Annotated in this window: 14 protein-coding genes and 3 tRNA genes; 14 read left to right on the top strand and 3 right to left on the bottom strand. The window is 45.5% G+C overall.

Annotated elements, in window-relative coordinates; genetic code table 11:
- The 3 genes from BLW60_RS13290 to BLW60_RS13280 all read right to left on the bottom strand — a co-directional run.
- The coding region (locus BLW60_RS13290) for a glycoside hydrolase family 9 protein (protein ID WP_175460941.1) at positions 1-1555 on the bottom strand (1555 nt) is incomplete at its 3' end.
- Positions 1556-1811: 256 nt separating this feature from the next.
- A complete protein-coding gene (locus BLW60_RS13285; RefSeq protein WP_074718200.1) occupies positions 1812-4568 on the bottom strand; it encodes a glycoside hydrolase family 9 protein in 2757 nt (918 codons plus the stop codon).
- A 253-nt stretch (positions 4569-4821) separates the two neighbouring features.
- Positions 4822-6213, bottom strand: a complete 1392-nt coding sequence (locus BLW60_RS13280; protein WP_074718198.1) for an ABC transporter substrate-binding protein — start codon at positions 6211-6213, stop codon at positions 4822-4824.
- Between the two features lie 418 nt (positions 6214-6631).
- Here BLW60_RS13280 and BLW60_RS13275 point away from each other — a divergent pair, with 418 nt between their 5' ends.
- The 14 genes from BLW60_RS13275 to BLW60_RS13210 all read left to right on the top strand — a co-directional run bounded on the left by BLW60_RS13275 (position 6632) and on the right by BLW60_RS13210 (position 15855).
- Positions 6632-7759 (top strand): D-alanyl-D-alanine carboxypeptidase family protein, encoded by a 1128-nt coding sequence (locus tag BLW60_RS13275; RefSeq protein WP_074718196.1) that lies wholly within the window; start codon positions 6632-6634, stop codon positions 7757-7759.
- Positions 7760-8079: 320 nt separating this feature from the next.
- Positions 8080-8805 (top strand): RsmE family RNA methyltransferase, encoded by a 726-nt coding sequence (locus BLW60_RS13270; protein WP_074718194.1) that lies wholly within the window; start codon positions 8080-8082, stop codon positions 8803-8805.
- 108 nt (positions 8806-8913) lie between these two features.
- A complete protein-coding gene (locus BLW60_RS13265; protein WP_074718192.1) occupies positions 8914-9177 on the top strand; it encodes a hypothetical protein in 264 nt (87 codons plus the stop codon).
- Between the two features lie 169 nt (positions 9178-9346).
- Positions 9347-9423, top strand: a tRNA-Pro gene (locus tag BLW60_RS13260).
- 75 nt (positions 9424-9498) lie between these two features.
- A tRNA-Thr gene (locus BLW60_RS13255) sits at positions 9499-9574 on the top strand.
- 35 nt (positions 9575-9609) lie between these two features.
- A tRNA-Tyr gene (locus tag BLW60_RS13250) sits at positions 9610-9695 on the top strand.
- 164 nt (positions 9696-9859) lie between these two features.
- Complete coding sequence (locus BLW60_RS13245; protein WP_074718190.1) at positions 9860-10390, top strand: hypothetical protein; 531 nt, start codon at positions 9860-9862, stop codon at positions 10388-10390.
- Between the two features lies 1 nt (position 10391).
- The gene (locus BLW60_RS13240; RefSeq protein ID WP_074718188.1) at positions 10392-10682 is read left to right on the top strand and encodes a hypothetical protein; all 291 of its coding nucleotides are present in this window, start codon (positions 10392-10394) and stop codon (positions 10680-10682) included.
- A gap of 124 nt (positions 10683-10806) precedes the next feature.
- Positions 10807-11067, top strand: coding sequence for a hypothetical protein (locus BLW60_RS13235; RefSeq protein ID WP_139283426.1), 261 nt, complete (start codon positions 10807-10809; stop codon positions 11065-11067).
- Between the two features lie 11 nt (positions 11068-11078).
- A complete protein-coding gene (locus tag BLW60_RS13230; RefSeq protein ID WP_074718184.1) occupies positions 11079-11717 on the top strand; it encodes a hypothetical protein in 639 nt (212 codons plus the stop codon).
- A 67-nt stretch (positions 11718-11784) separates the two neighbouring features.
- Complete coding sequence (typA, locus tag BLW60_RS13225) at positions 11785-13608, top strand: translational GTPase TypA (RefSeq protein WP_074718182.1); 1824 nt, start codon at positions 11785-11787, stop codon at positions 13606-13608.
- A gap of 58 nt (positions 13609-13666) precedes the next feature.
- The gene (locus tag BLW60_RS13220) at positions 13667-14356 is read left to right on the top strand and encodes a leucine-rich repeat domain-containing protein (protein ID WP_074718180.1); all 690 of its coding nucleotides are present in this window, start codon (positions 13667-13669) and stop codon (positions 14354-14356) included.
- Between the two features lie 24 nt (positions 14357-14380).
- Complete coding sequence (locus BLW60_RS13215; RefSeq protein WP_074718178.1) at positions 14381-15163, top strand: hypothetical protein; 783 nt, start codon at positions 14381-14383, stop codon at positions 15161-15163.
- Between the two features lie 14 nt (positions 15164-15177).
- On the top strand, positions 15178-15855 hold the full coding sequence (locus BLW60_RS13210) for a hypothetical protein (RefSeq protein WP_074718176.1): 678 nt from the start codon (positions 15178-15180) through the stop codon (positions 15853-15855).
- The last annotated feature ends 18 nt before the right edge of the window (positions 15856-15873 follow it).

Below are 15873 nucleotides of genomic sequence, written 5' to 3'. Positions count from 1 at the left end.
CAAAGCCGATCATTCTCTCGTCTTCGCCAAGGCTGCTGTAAGTAACCTTCTTGTTAGCCTTGAGAGTATAACCGTCGCCTGAAGGTGTTGAAGGACCGCTTGGGTTTGTCTTTGTTGTAGTTGTAACTACAGAAGGATTATTCTGAGTTGTAGTTGTTACAGAAGGTGTAATTGTTGAACCGCCTGCCGGGTAGATCTTTGAAACACCTGTGATAGTTGTGTCTACAGAACCTGTCTTATAGAAGTGGTAAAGACCTGCTGCTGCACCAACGAGACCTGCGTTATAGTCGATAGCGACCTCATTGCCCTGATAGTCTGAACGGATATCCTGATATGTTCCGTTAGCATCTAAAGGACCGCCGCAGAGAGCACCTATAAGGAGGTACTTGTTCTGGATTCCGTCATTCTGCTTGCCTGCGTCTGCATCAGGAGAAGCAGCTCTGTGATGAGGATTCTTTGAAGAATTAGACTTGAAGCCTACAACGAGACAGTGTGACTGTCCGTTAGCGAAAGCCTTGTCACCTGTGAGGTACTGCATCTGTCCCTTAGCCCATGAGGAGTCTGCCTTATTGTACTTAGCAGCTACGAGAGAACAGAGCTGAGCTGTTGCGTTGTGTCTTGCGCTGCCCCACTCGTTAGCGAAGTAGTAGTTGTTGCCCTGGAACTTGCCGAGCTCTGCTGCGCTGCCCCAGTCGCCTGTGATCTCGCCCTTGAGGATAGCAGCACCGAGCTGAACGCTTTCCCAAGAGTGTACTGAATAAGCTGTAGGACAGTTCTTCAGGTCGTTGAGGTAGCTCTGATCCTTTGTAGCAAGGTACAGCCAGCCTGCTGCCCAAGCCATTTCGTCAGATGAACCTGTCCAGTGTGCATCATAGAAAGTACCTGCTGAATAGTAGCCTGTATCCTTCTTTGAGAACTCGTAAAGAGCCTTAGCGTACTTGAGGTCGTCAGCGTTGCCGAAGTTTACGTAGTTAGCTGCAAGAGCTGCTGCGTATTCAGCAGTAACGTTAGCTGCACCGCCTGTTGTCCAGAGCATACGTCCTCTGTCGCCCTGTGTCTCAGGTGGTCCCCAGTAAGCGTGGTCTGTGTTACCTTCACCTTTTTCAATGAGAACTCTTGATACTGTATTTCCGTTGAGCTCTGTAGCGTCACGGAAGAATTTAGCGAATTTGTCTGTTATAACTTTAAGATGAGCACCCTGTCCTGTAGCTTCGTATGCGTCCTTGAATTCGTAGTATGACCAACCGAGTGTAGAAGCTGCGTAACCCTGAGGCTGACCGAACATTACGTGGTCGCCGGCATCGTGGAAACCGCCGGGAACGACATCGTTTGTATGGCAGTTACCTCTCCATGAGAGACCGCAGTCTGAGTTGTTGCCGCACATATTTGCGTCATAAAGATAGAGGGAGTACTGGAGAAGCTTAGCGTAGTTATCACCGTCTGCCGCTGTTGCTGTGAGAGAGGGAGCAACCATCGAAGAGAATGGGGCAGCCAGTGAAGTGAGAGCTACAGCTCCGCCGATCAATGCAGATTTAAACCTATTTAGTTTATGCATATTATCACACTTCTTTCTAAAGTTTTGCCTATAATATGTCTCATAGAACATTATACAGGGTTTATTCGCAAAAGTAGTTACAAATCAGTAACAAAACTATTACAATATGATTAAAACGCGCTAATTATGGTCAAATTCGGCATAGTGCGCAAAAAATGCACACTCCGATTGGTCATTATCACGATGAAAATATGTGTTTGCAGGTGGACAAAAGAAAGGAGCAGGATAGCGATATCCTGCTCCCGAAATTGGTATTTTATTTTCCTGTGTAGAAACAAGGTATCTTCTCAATGCTGTGGAGCAAGTAAAGCTGTAATACCATAGCATCGTTGACGGTTATGCCTTCTGATGAAGTGTCAACATCGGCATTTGCCATACCTGTTTCTGTGATATGCGTCGGGTCTGAACCGTTTTCGCCGTATTTATTCGGATTAGCCAGAGCCTGCATTATGAGTACAACGTCTGCAAGGTCAACCTGACCGTCACAGTTTGCATCGCCCGGGTCAACATATATCTGTACAGCTATCCAGAGGTACTTGCTCTGACCTGTAGGAGCTGTGAAAGTAAGCTTTGTATCGCCTGATCTCAGAGCCTTGATAGTGAATGTATTATCCGCATTCTTCTCCATTGAGATGATATTTTTGTCGTAGTCGAAGTTGCCAAAGGGGATAAGGTTTGCGCCCTTGGAGAAGGAAAGTGTAGCAGTCTCGCCGATATAAAGCTTATCGCGGTTTATGCTCAGTTCAAAATCAGAGCCGTTTAAGCCTGTTGTCGGAGTTGTGACTACAGATGTTGTAGCTGTGGTAGTAGTTACGCTGTTTCCGACAATTGTTATCTCGTAATCAAATTCAACATCGTAAAGCTCAAGATTTGTACCTATGACACCGCCGCGATATTTTGCGGTGTATTTGCCTGCGGGGATAGTGCTCATTTCGGTAGCCTTGAACTCCTGTCCGTTTGCGTTTACGAGAGTTACCGACTCAGGTCTGACGCCATAAGTGATAGTTTCCTTTTTGTCGATATAAGTTACCTTGCCTGATGCGTGTACAGCAGAATAACGTGTGATGACGTTTATCTTGATATCCTCGGGCTGGAAGCTGTCACCTGTATTGTAAACGGTCTTTGTTGGATATGTATCCACGCTGTCAAACTTCTGGCTGTCAAAATTCGTAAGAGTAACGTCCGCTGTTGTTACTGTTGTAGTAACAGCGGTGGTAGTTGCTGTGGTAGTTGCGGCAGGTACGATCTTTAATGTGATAGTCTTGGACTGCGCTGTGCTTCCGTTTGACGAGATCACCAATTTAAGATCGCCTGTATTGTTTGGAGCTGTTCCCACAATATCTGCTGTGTGTGCAGCAGTGTCAACACCATCTATTGCGAGGCTTGAAGAACCGCTTACTGTGAGCGTTGGTCCGAGGACATTCTCGACATGGATCTTGATAGCGTCACCGACTGCATATTCGCTCTTATCGGGAGTAACAACAAGCTCAGTATTTACTGCGGAGCTGTTACCAAACTTGAAGTCAGCATTTATTTCGCTCACGCTCTTTGCAAGTGCAGGCATTGAAGCTGCATCGCCGCCGTAGAGGTTTGCGATACCTGCGCAGGCGATAGCGAAACAGCCGTTGTAATCGAGAGCACCCTCTGTGTACTGGTACTTGTCTGTCTGATCCTGATAGCCGCTCTTGTCGTCACCGCCTACGAGGAGACCGTAAGCTGTGTACTTAGCGGAAGGATTTCCTGAAGCACCTGTGCTGTCCGTGCCGGGGTTAGCTGCACGGTGGTGTATATGTACAGGCCACTTGTCGCCGTATCCGAGGAGGAAACTATAGCCTAAGCTATTGTCACCGAGGATGTGGTCCATCTGATACTTTGCAGCCTTTGCGTAACTTACCTCGGGATCGCCATTTGCAAGAATGAGAGCGTCCATCTGCTTAGCGCAGTTGTAACGTGAAGCACCCCAGCCGTCAGCGTTGTAAGTGCCTACTGTAAGGTCGCCCTGCTTTTTGAGCTCTACCTGAAGCTCGTCAGCGAAAGCCTGTTCACCTGTAGCTTTATACATAAGAGCCGAATATCCCTGCCATACCTTGTTCCAGCAGTATATCCAGCCGTCGTATTGATTGTCGCCGTAGTTTGCGTCCTTGGGGACACGGGTAGGCTTGTCTGCTGCATCGTTTATCCAGAGCCATGCGTTGGCCCATGCTTCTTCGTCCTGATACTGAGCTTCGGTGTCGTAGAATGGGGATAGACCGCTGGTGTTGTTTCCAACGTTTTTCTTGCCGAACTCATATATAGCCTTTGCGTATTTCAAGCATTTTGCAGCATAATCGGGGTCGGACTCCTTCACAACGTAAGCAGTACCTGCCAGAGCAGCAGCCATTTCTCCGCATACAGCGGAATTGTTATTGCCTGCTGTCAGCCAGTAAGCAGGTCTTTCATATGTCTGAGTCTCAGGCGGTCCCCAGAAATCGTGGTCGTTGCCGCCTGCGACAACGTGTGCGATAGCAGCAACATTTCCCGAGCTGTCGAGGAATGTTGTTTTCATAAGATAATCAGAGCCCCATTTCAGCTCGTATATAAGGTGGTCTTTGCAGCCAGCCTTTTCGTATACTCCCGGGTTAAGGTAATCCGAGAGTGCAAGGCTCGATATACCGAAACCGATAGTGAGGTTGAACTTGATGTGGTCACCTGCGTCGTGGAAGCCGCCCGAAAGGTCAACTTTTCCGTCGCCGTCAGGGTCAACGACGGATTTTGCAGAGCCGTCGAGAGTTCCTACAGCGCAGCTGCTGTCGTAGGTGTGGCAGTCGCCTCTCCATGTGAGCGGACCGTCGGAAATTCCCTTTCCGCAGGCATTCGCATCATACATATACAGCGACATTGCCAGAGCTTTGTAGTAGTCTTTATCCTCGGCACTTGCTACGGAAGGCACGGACACTCCAAGGGAGGTCAGAGCCATGACAGCCGATGCTGCCGCAGCAGTCAGCCTTTTGGATAACTTCTTTAAATTCTTCATTGTTAAAAACTCCTCTCATAAATACGTCTTTTAAATAAGACATACTTCCTCACTACTATTATAACATTTTTGTTATTGGTTTTGTGAACAATTTGTGTAAATTTGCATAAATAGCGGCAACTTTGGAGAATTCGATAAAAAAGCTGTTTGCTTATTGTGGGATTTTACTATCATAAAAATAAGATATCATGTATATACTATTATAAAAGAAGTCCCTGAGAAAATCAGGGACTCAAATATCGTTATATTGCTATTACTTGTTGTATTGTGCTATCTGCTCGTCGATGACGGGGGAGAATGTATTTTTGAGAGCTTCCCAGTCCTTTCCGACTTCGGTATCGGTAAGGCGGTACATAACGCCTCTTGTTTCGTTGGTATATATTCCGTAGCCTGTCATAGTCTCGCCCATGCCGTATCCGTAGTCGAAAACAGGGGTCATTTTTGAGAGGTCGGTATATTCCATAAGCGCGTCATACTGCTCCTCGGTGATGAAGCTCTTGTAAGCACCAGACTGATGCTTTACAACGGTGGTAGCCTTTTCCTTAGCGGCTTTTTTCATCTTTTCATCTGAAGCTGCAAGGCGTTCGCACTTTATATAAGTTGCAACTGCTTTGCCCTTATCAGAGTTTTTTACCAGCATACGTGCGTCGAAATTGCAGGAGATGTAGTTTTTGTCTGCGTTCGGCTCTTTCGGGAAAGGCACTATCATAAGGTCAGCCTCGGGATTTGCCGCATTGGATAACGGCAGAGTCCAGTCTGTTGAAGCGTAGAACAGTGTATTGAGATCAGTAGGGAATGTATCGCGCCAGTATGTGCTGTACCAGCCGTTGAGCAGTATATCATTGGTCAGACTTACTGCGCTTGCTATATCGGGGTCGTACATATTGTTTTTCAGTCCGTTGCCGTCAAACTCCACTACTCTGTGACCTGTAGACGCAAAGGCAGCCTGTCCGTACCAGCCGTTTATACCGCATCTGTAAGCATCGGGATTATTGGCTTTGAATTTTTCCATCATGGACTTCATTGCGTTCCAGTCCCATTTGCCTTCCTGCCAGAGCTTGCGGGGATCCTCGATACCCTCCGACTGCATGAGCTTTCTGCTGTAGGTCAGCAGGAACGGGTCGGAAATTGAATATGGTACAACGTAGTGCTGTCCCTTGTATGCGAACATATCTATAACGCTCGACATCTCGTCCCAGAGACCGCTTTCGTTCATGCCCAGTTCCTCATAGTATGGGTCAAGAGCGTCGAACTGATCTCTCATTACGCCGTCAGGGAATACACTTGCATCGTATGGGAACATATCTACTGCCGCACCTGCGTTTATCTGTGAAGCAAGCTCGTTGTACTTGTCCTCGGCAGTTGTGGGGAGGTATGTTACCTTTCCGCCGTAAACGTCCTCAAACAGTGAAAGTGCCACAGCCTTTTCCTCGGCTTCACCCGGGTTGAGGTCATAGTCTGAGAGCCAGTATATCTCCAGTGACTCATCGGGCTCATCAGATGAAGCAGCTGTTTCCGTAGTAGTCTGAGCTTCTGTAGTTTTTTCCTTTTTATTGCCGTCCTTCTTTTTGCTGCATGAAACGGCAGCTGACATTACAGCTGTAACGGCAAGTATAGCCGCGATCAGCCGTTTTGAATTTTTCATGTGATTACTCCTTTCATGACCGCTATCTTAGTTTTATGCGGTATGAACCATTCTATATTATACTCGTTCACAGCCAAACTGTCAAGGCGGCACAAAAATATAGCCGTTAGCCCTTAGCTGTTAGCAAATGTATCGCCTTCGGCGAATAATTTAAATAATGTGAGCGTAAGCGAACTCTTTCGGCTAATGGCTAAAGGCTATAATAATTGCGTATTTGCAGCTAATGGGGCGGATATTGCGGACTCCTTTGTTTAAAAATGCCAAAAATGAGCGGCGTTATATGTGAAGTTGTTAAAAAATTGCGGAATTGAAGTAAAATTGCGTGACATTTCATAAGTGTTATGTTATAATGTTAATAAGAATTTTATGCGGACATGAAGATAGTCCGTGCTAATATACACAGGAAGGGATTTATAATATGGACAATAACAGATACGATAGATACGATTCACATCGTCCCCGTAAAAGAGTATCCCGTAAGACTCTGAGAAGAAGACAGCTGACAGCACTTTTCATCATTGCATTGCTTGTGCTGCTGCTCATACTTCTTATAGCTCATTCGTGTTCGGGCAAGCCGAAGAATGAGGAAAAAGGCAAGGTAGGCAAGGCAACAACTACAACAACTACTATGGTAGTTACAAATACAGATCCTGCCATAACCACCACAGCAGTCACTACAACTGCGGCAGATCCCGTAAATAAGAGCGATTTCAAGCTTGATAAGTATTCAGTATATATTGAAGTCGGCGAGACAGATACTCCTATGGTACAGCAGTACCCTGACGGTGCAACTGAAGCTGATGAACGCTGGTCAACAGGCGACTCTACTGTTGCAACAGTAGACGGCTACGGTCACATCAAGGGCGTTTCACCGGGAACCTGCTACGTTACTCTCAGATCTGCACAGGATCCTGAGCAGGAAGTAATGATAAAGGTAACTGTCCGCGGCGATGGAACCACAAACAACGATACAGCTTCGCCTCAGTCCAATAAGACTGAGGCTCCTGAGCCCCCTGTTTATGATACAGAGGGGCTTACTTATGTACAGGGAGTTTTGATAGCGAATAAGAGCTACAGCCTTCCGCCTACATTTGAACCTAACCTTGAACCGCTTGTATACGAGCAGTTCCAGAAGCTTTCAAGCGATGCCGCTAAAGAGGGACTGAAAATATATGTAGGCTCGGGATTTCGTTCATACAGCGATCAGGAGAAGATATACGACAACTATGTTCAGCAGGACGGCAAGGAAGCAGCCGATACCTATTCGGCTCGTCCCGGCTACTCCGAGCATCAGACAGGACTTGTTATCGACGTAAATACTATCGACGATGCGTTCGGAGCTACTGCCGAATCTGCATGGCTCGCAGAACATGCTCACGAGTATGGATTTATAATCCGCTATCCACAGGGCAAGGAAGCTTATACAGGCTATCAGTACGAACCGTGGCATATAAGATATGTAGGTTCAAAGCTGGCAACAAAGCTATATAACAGCGGTCAGTGCCTTGAGGAGTATCTCGGCATCAAATCTGAATATAAGGAATAATTGATCCCCTGTCAGCAGACGGGGGCTTTTGTTTTAGTAAGTAGTTAGTAGTAAATAGTGAGTAGAGGCAGCTTTGCTGTTACATTCAATTCGGAATTCATAATTCGGAATGCGGAATTAAAAGTATCGGCTTGTGCCGATGGATTGAAAAATTATTTTGATCCTGTTCGCCGAACGGCGAACACCTATAATTCATAATTCTGAATTCCTAATTCCGCATTACAAATCATAATTTAGCGGAGCTAAATTATGATTTGTTGACTATTCTTCGGATATGTGGTAAAATCAGAATACAGACTGAAATATAAAGGCGGTGCGGTATGCCAAGATTTTTTACGAATGAACTTGATGAAAACAATATAGTACTGACAGGCAGCGATGCTAACCATATCGGACGTTCGCTGCGAATGAGAGTGGGCGAAGAGGTGACGGTCTGCTGCAACGGCATAGACCACCACTGCACTATAAGAAGCATCACCCCTGACGAGGTCTATCTCAACCTTGTTGACAAGCAGATATGCGCGGCAGAGCCTGATATCGAGGTGACGCTGTTTCAGGCAGTGCCAAAGCTGGACAAGCTGGAGTATATAATCCAGAAAAGCGTGGAGCTTGGCGTTTCGAGGATAGTCCCCGTGCTTACAAGACGCTGCGTGTCACGTCCCGATGAAAAGGACTTCACAAAGAAAAAACTGCCCCGTCTGAATAAAATAGCCGAGGGAGCTGCAAAACAGTCGGGAAGAGGCATCATTCCCGAGGTAACTCCTATGGTCAGCCTTAAAGAAGCTCTTGAAATGATGAAGCAGCTTGACAAAAATATCCTGCTTTATGAGGAAGAAGGCGGAGTTTCCTTCGGTGAGGTAAAGCTTGACGGAGCAAAAACTGTGGGACTCTTTATCGGAAGCGAGGGCGGTTTTGACAAGGAAGAAGCAGAATCGGCAGTAAACATCGGTGCATCGCAGGTCTGGCTGGGCAAGAGGATACTGCGTTGTGAAACAGCACCAATAACAGCCCTTTCAATTTTGATGTTTTTAACAAATAATATGTAAAGAGTTGAAATTACAAAAAAAGTATGTTATAATAATTATAGATTATCGTAATCCGATCGCAAGCGGTTCGGTAAGTACTATTTCTTGCGGAGAAAAGAGGAAAATAAAATGAATAAGTTTTTAGGTGCTATTTTAGTTGCCAGCGCAGCAGCTGCTGTAGGATATGTCGCAGCACAGGCTCTCAAGGATAAGAGCTCGGGTTCTGATTATGATGATGACGATTACGATGATTTCGATAACTTCGATACAGATGAGAGCATCGACTTCGAGATCAACGATGACGCTGCTGAGGAAATAAAGGACAAGGCAGAGGACGTTGCAGAGGATATTAAGGACGCTGCTGAAGATAGCGTAGACGATATCAAGGACTAATGACTTCTGAGGGAGCTTAAAGCTCCCTTTTTTGTCGCTTGAACAATTAACACACGGAAAAATGTTGAATATTGTGCAGATATACAAAAACTGAAATTGGGTATTGACAACTTGCCGTTGCTTTGATATAATATAAAAGCTGTCCACCAAGAATACAGCTTATGAGTTTCGAGGCGTAACTCAGTTTGGTAGAGTGCTTGCTTTGGGAGCAAGATGCCGCAGGTTCGAGTCCTGTCGCCTCGACCAGAACTTTTTTTGAAAAAATTCAAAAAAGTACTTGACAACTCAAAAAAAATGTGATATAATAATTAAGCGTTAAACGCTGGTGTAGCTCAGTTGGTAGAGCAGCTGATTTGTAATCAGCAGGTCGGGGGTTCGAGTCCGTCCACCAGCTCCATTATTTTGCCTTGTCGCAAAAACAATCTATACAATGGGAGAGTTCCCGAGTGGCCAAAGGGGGCAGACTGTAAATCTGTTGCTTTTCAGCTTCGATGGTCCGAATCCATCCTCTCCCACCAGAAACGCCCCGAAAAATTCGGGGCTGTTTTTGTTTCAGACTATCCACCACACTGACCTTGCAAATCCTCTGCAAGGGCTTTTTTATGCCCGAAAAAAAAGAGATATTGCACGGAAACGCATTTTCTATGTTAAGAATTTTATAAGTAATGTAGGAGAAGAAGCTATGAAGGTCGAAGTAAAAGATTTTGATATCAGGCATTATTCCGCACTTGTAAACAATTCACCTATGTATAACAGAATGAAGAAGTTCACAGTGTTATGCGGAGCTGTATTCGTTTTTGTGGCTTTGCTCACAATACTGGTGGCACTTAAAGACCATAAGGTCGATCCTGTGATGATAATATGCCTTACAACTATATTTCTGGTGTTTGCCATATATGTACACAGGACAAGGAAGTCAAATCCTGCTGTCAGCTTTAAGACTTTCGCTGAAAAAAATCCCGATTACAAGCTGAAGGTCTCTTTTGAGGAAGAAGATATCGTTTTCAATTCCAGTACATCTTTCTCAAATACCAACAGTACATATAAATATGTCCGACTGGCGAATGCAGCGGAAAAAGACGGATTTTTTATCATACTGATCGAAGGTACGGGCTATCTTGTGTTCGACCGGAGCGATATAGTTGAGGGCACAGCAGAAGAGCTGAGAGCTTTGCTTCGCAGCAAGCTTGGCAGTAAGTTCAGGGAGAAGTAATATGACAGTTTGTAAAACGGTAGGTGCAGATGATCTTTCAGGACTTTACAAAAGGAAAGAGATCCACCCCGGGATCCTTTATGGTTTAGTGCCTTTGGTTGTGGGAATAGCTTTTGCTATCTGTGTTTATCCGGCAATAACAACTGGATCAGGCTTTGTATTATCGTTTGTGGTACTTGGTATCGGTTTGCTTGCTTTTACAGTGCTTGCCTTAAAAAACGTCTCGGCGTTAAAAATGAGTTCAATAAATATGTTATGGACGAAAACAGGGTGTATATCGTATCCATTGTAGGGGTATGTATGCACGGAGAGTTTTTTCAAGGACTGATGAGTTCCGTCGTATACACAATTCGTCAAACTCCATATTGGGATTGATCTATCTTATACATGACGAAACGGAGCAGAGACGCTACGTAATGGAAAATCTTGAAGCGTTTGAAAATGCTGATGATGTAGACCTTGTGGTATGCGATGAAGGCGTAGCCGAAAAATGTGCTACATATATAGAAAAGGTACTTAAACTAAAAAAGACAAAGAAGCACCTGAAAGCAAAGATAAAAATAGATTATAATGGCAGACAGGATCTGTTTTTGTGCAGTAAGACCATGAGGTTTTGTGTGCCCCTTGATTTTGAAAATGTCGATGAGCTCTATAAAAGACTCGAAGCACTTATGTGAGGAGAAGATTTATGACAGTATGCAGGATAGATGACGCAGACAGACTTCATGCCACATATCAGCAGAAGATGTCCGCAGGAACAGGCGTTACTATAATACTTTCGGTACTCATATTATTTGTTGGACTGGTGATATACGGTTTTGTCGCTCTTTCCGATAGCGGTATAAAGGCAGGCTTCATTTTGTTCCTGATACCTGCACTTATCGTACTTTTGCTGGTCCTGCGCGTCATAAGGAAAGCAAAGAACACAGGCTATTTCATGGCTTATGTCATCAATGAAGATGAAGTCTTTCAGATAGACATTGCAAAAGCCTGCACCAATGATACGCTTTTCGGCGAGCAGTACAGCATACTTGTGGGCGGAAGCCTTGCAGGTTTTAACCGCATTATGAAAAATATGAAGAAGCTCCCCACAACTTCCTATGTGGAAGAATTCGTCTGCAACAGACGTGTGGCTGAATACAGCGGAAGCATTATAGACAAGGTATTTTCCATAAGTGAGGGCAAGGAGTTCCTTACAGTAAAGGCTCAGCTCACCGCTGTGAACAAGAGCTCCACATTTGTTCCAACACGTAAGAAAACTCTCTATATCCCGCAGACATTCACGAATATAGACCAGCTCCGTTCGCGTCTGGAATATCTCATGTAAAAATCGGTGAAAGCCGTTTGCATATAAAGAAAGTTCAAAGTTAAATTTAACTTGGAGGAAAGAAAATATGATAAGAGAAGATTTAAGAAACATCGCCATTATCGCTCACGTTGACCACGGTAAGACTACCCTCGTTGACGAAATGCTCAAGCAGGGCGGCGTGTTCCGCGAAAATCAGGAAGTTGCCGAGCGTGTAATGGACTCAAACGACATCGAGAGGGAAAGAGGTATCACTATCCTTGCCAAGAATACCTCAGTAATGTACAACGGTACAAAGATCAACATTATCGATACCCCGGGCCATGCTGACTTCGGCGGCGAGGTAGAGCGTGTACTTGAAATGGTTGACGGCGTACTCCTGCTTGTTGACGCAGCAGAAGGTCCTATGCCTCAGACTCGTTTCGTACTTTCAAAGGCTCTTGAAATGGGACACAAGATAATCGTAGTCGTAAACAAGATAGACCGTCCCGACGCTCGTCTTGACGAGATAGGCGACGAAGTTCTCGAGCTTCTTCTTGATCTTGATGCAAACGAAGAACAGCTCGAAAGCCCGCTCCTTTTCTGCTCGGGCAGAAGCGGTACAGCTTCACTGAGCCAGTACGAGGCAGGTACAGACTTAAAGCCTCTCTTTGATACTATCATCAACTACATCGAGCCTCCGAAGGGCGAGGAGAACGATCCTCTCCAGATGCTCATTTCCTCTATCGACTATAACGAATACGTAGGACGTATCGGTATCGGACGTATCGTAAGAGGTAAGATATCCGTAAACCAGCAGGTAACAGTCTGTGATTACACAGGCTCAAAGAAGAACTACAACGCTAAGATAGTTTCGCTTCTCCAGATACAGGGACTCAACCGTGTACCCGTTCAGGAAGCACAGATGGGCGATATCGTGTGGATATCGGGTATCGAGAACATCACTATCGGCGATACTATATGTGCAACAGACGCTCCCGATCCGCTCCCGTTCGTAAAGATCAGCGAGCCTACAGTTGAAATGACATTCTCCGTAAACGACAGCCCGTTCGCAGGACGCGAGGGTAAGTTCGTTACTTCACGTCAGCTCCGTGAGAGACTTTTCAAGGAGCTTCTCAAGGACGTTTCTCTCCGTGTTGAGGAAACAGAGTCTACAGACGCATTCCGCGTAGCAGGCAGAGGTGAGATGCACCTTTCTATCCTTATCGAGAATATGCGCCGTGAGGGCTATGAGCTGGGCGTATCAACTCCAAGAGTACTCTTCAAGCAGGACGAGAACGGCAGAAAGCTCGAACCGATCGAGCGCCTCGTTATCGACGTTCCCGAGGACTGCGTAGGCTCTGTAATGGAGAAGATAGGCGCACGTAAGGGCGATATGGTGGATATGCACCCACAGGGAAGCCGTATGCGTATCGAGTTCCTTATCCCTGCAAGAGGACTTTTCGGCTATAAGAGCGAATTCCTCACAGATACAAAGGGCGAGGGCATCATGAGCCACGTATTTGACGGCTATCAGCCATACAAGGGCGATATCGAGCGCAGAAACACAGGCTCTCTCGTATCCTTCGAGACAGGCGAGGCTGTAACATACGGTCTTTACAACGCTCAGGAGCGCGGACAGCTCTTCATCACATCAGGTACTCCTGTATATGAGGGCATGATCGTCGGTGCTTCACCAAAGACAGAGGATCTCGTTGTAAATGTCTGCAAGAAGAAGCACCTTACAAATACCCGTGCAAGCGGAAGCGATGACGCACTCAGACTCGTTCCGCCGAGAGTTCTCAGCCTTGAGGATTGTCTCGAATTCCTTGCTGATGACGAGCTCCTTGAAGTAACACCTGAGTCGCTCAGAATAAGAAAGAGAGTTCTCAGCAATACACAGAGAGCTAAGGACAGAAGTAAAAAGGCTTGATTTTTTCACAAAATCAACACATATAAACCATATAATTTGCAGATTGTGGAGTTATAATATGAAAAAGTTTGTTTTGGCATCGCTGACTGCGGCTGTATTTATAACTTCGGCAGGCTGCGGAAATAAAGTCAAGGGCGGCACTGATAAGCCCTCAGAGAAAGAAAAGACTTCCGTGACCTCTGACGAAGAAACAACAGAAGCAGGCTCAGATGAGGAGCTTGCTACAGTACGTGACCGCAATATCGTTTCATCGGATATCTTTGATTATGAGATATACGAGGGCGGAGTCATTATAACGAAGTATAAGGGCAAGGAACAGGCAGTAGAGATACCTGCCGAGATAGAGGGAACTCCTGTCAGGGAGATAGGCTTCTTTGCGTTTGAAGCAAATGAGGATGTTGCTTCGGTAGCTCTTCCTGAAAGCGTTCAGACTATCGGAGAGGGTGCTTTTATCGACTGCACTTCGCTTAAAGAGATCGATCTGCCCACAGGGCTCACTACAATAGACAGAGGAGCTTTTGCAGGCTGTACATCTATTGCAGAAATTACTATCCCTGAGGGAGTACAGAGCATACATGACGGTGCTTTTGCCGGATGTACCGCACTAAATATAATGACGGTGCTGAGCCGCGAACTTAAATATGAGAACTGGGGATTGGAAGAACTTCCGAATTTGGTGATATATGCTCCCGAAGATTCGGCAGCTGCTGAATGGGCAGGTGCAATGGGCAAATTCGCCATATACTAAATTATTAATACTGGGAGGAAAACCATGAAAACTAAGAAACTCACAGCAGCAGTTCTTGCTGCTGCAGCAGCACTCCAGTGTTTTGCAGGCTGCGGAAAGAAAGACGAGATCAAAGTACCTGAAGCAACTGCTCCTTCAGTAGGCGGCAGCGAGCTTTCGGGCGAAAAATTTGATGCAGAAGCTTATTACAATAAGGTTTTGGAAGCTGTACAGAAGTGCGAGGTAGGAACAGAAGCTCCCAAGCTTGGTACACTCGGAGACGAGGTCACACCTGCTGAGGACTCGGCTGAGGCTAATTTAGGAAATTATCGTGTAAGCAGCAACGGCGTGAAGCTTTATTTTGACGAAAAGGATTTTTCAAAGGACCTTATGCTCACACTTGAGCAGTACTTCCTTTCATTCCCGTCAGCTGATTATACTAAGTATACAAGCTGTGTTTTCCCGAGCTTTATTGATGAAATGGGAATATATCTCCAGAAGGATTACAGCTATGATTTCAAGACATCTTTTGCAAAGCAGTGTGCAAGTCTTGCAAATGTAATGCAGGGTGATTATAAGATAACACGTATCAGAGTCGAAAAGCCCGAGGAGCAGGAGGGCGTTGACGGTCTTGCCGAGTATTTCAAGGGTATGGACGAGCATTTCGGCAAGTCATACTATGAGCAGGTAAAGGGCGAGAGCGATTACCTTATAGATGCAACTTTCTACCTCATGGGCGAGGATTCAAACGGAAACGAGAATGTTATCGTTAACGGATATAAAATCGTTTTTGCCGAAAAGGACGGCAGATACTATACATTTGGTTAAGAGGCGATCTTACAGTGAATAGGATTATCACAAGGGCAGCAGCTTTTATAGCAACTGCGGCTATCTCGGTCTGCGCAGTATCATGCGGCAGCAAGGAAGAGAAGAAAGAAAAAGACGACCATAATATGGTCGGCATAGATGTGCAGGGTGACGTAAGTCTTGACGAGCTTGGATACGGAGCAACACAGCATGACGATACACCTGAGACTTCAGATGTACCTATTGGCGTTTCCTATGATCCGAGATATGTGACAGCAGAAGAAGCTGCAAAGGTAGTTGATTATTTCTACTCGTTATCGACTAAAGACGCGGCGATGCATGAAAATGCAGTATATCCTGCTGTTCTGAAATACAGGCTCGAAAGCCTTGAGCAGGCATCAACACAGGATCTTCTCAACAGCCTGTATGATATTTACAAGGGATACACAGAGAAGGATTTTGAGTTTACCTATGTACTTATCGAGGATATCGTCGAGGAGAAGAATGATAAGTCTGCTTACGAGGAGTATGACTACGTTCTTTCGCAGGTAGCTCCCGATGCAAAGGTCACAGCCAAGAAGCTTCTCAAAGTAAACTGCACGTATACCGAACCAGGCGGACATGGTTCTTATTCATTGATGCTTCACAGAGGCAATAAATATGTCGATGTTGCAGTCTATACAATAGACGGCGAACCTTATGTAATTTCATAACAAAATCAAAGGACGGCA

Origin of the sequence: Ruminococcus flavefaciens, assembly GCF_900108555.1 — a bacterium.
Lineage (GTDB): Bacteria > Bacillota > Clostridia > Oscillospirales > Ruminococcaceae > Ruminococcus > Ruminococcus flavefaciens_P.
This window is presented reverse-complemented; position numbering and strand designations above follow the sequence as displayed.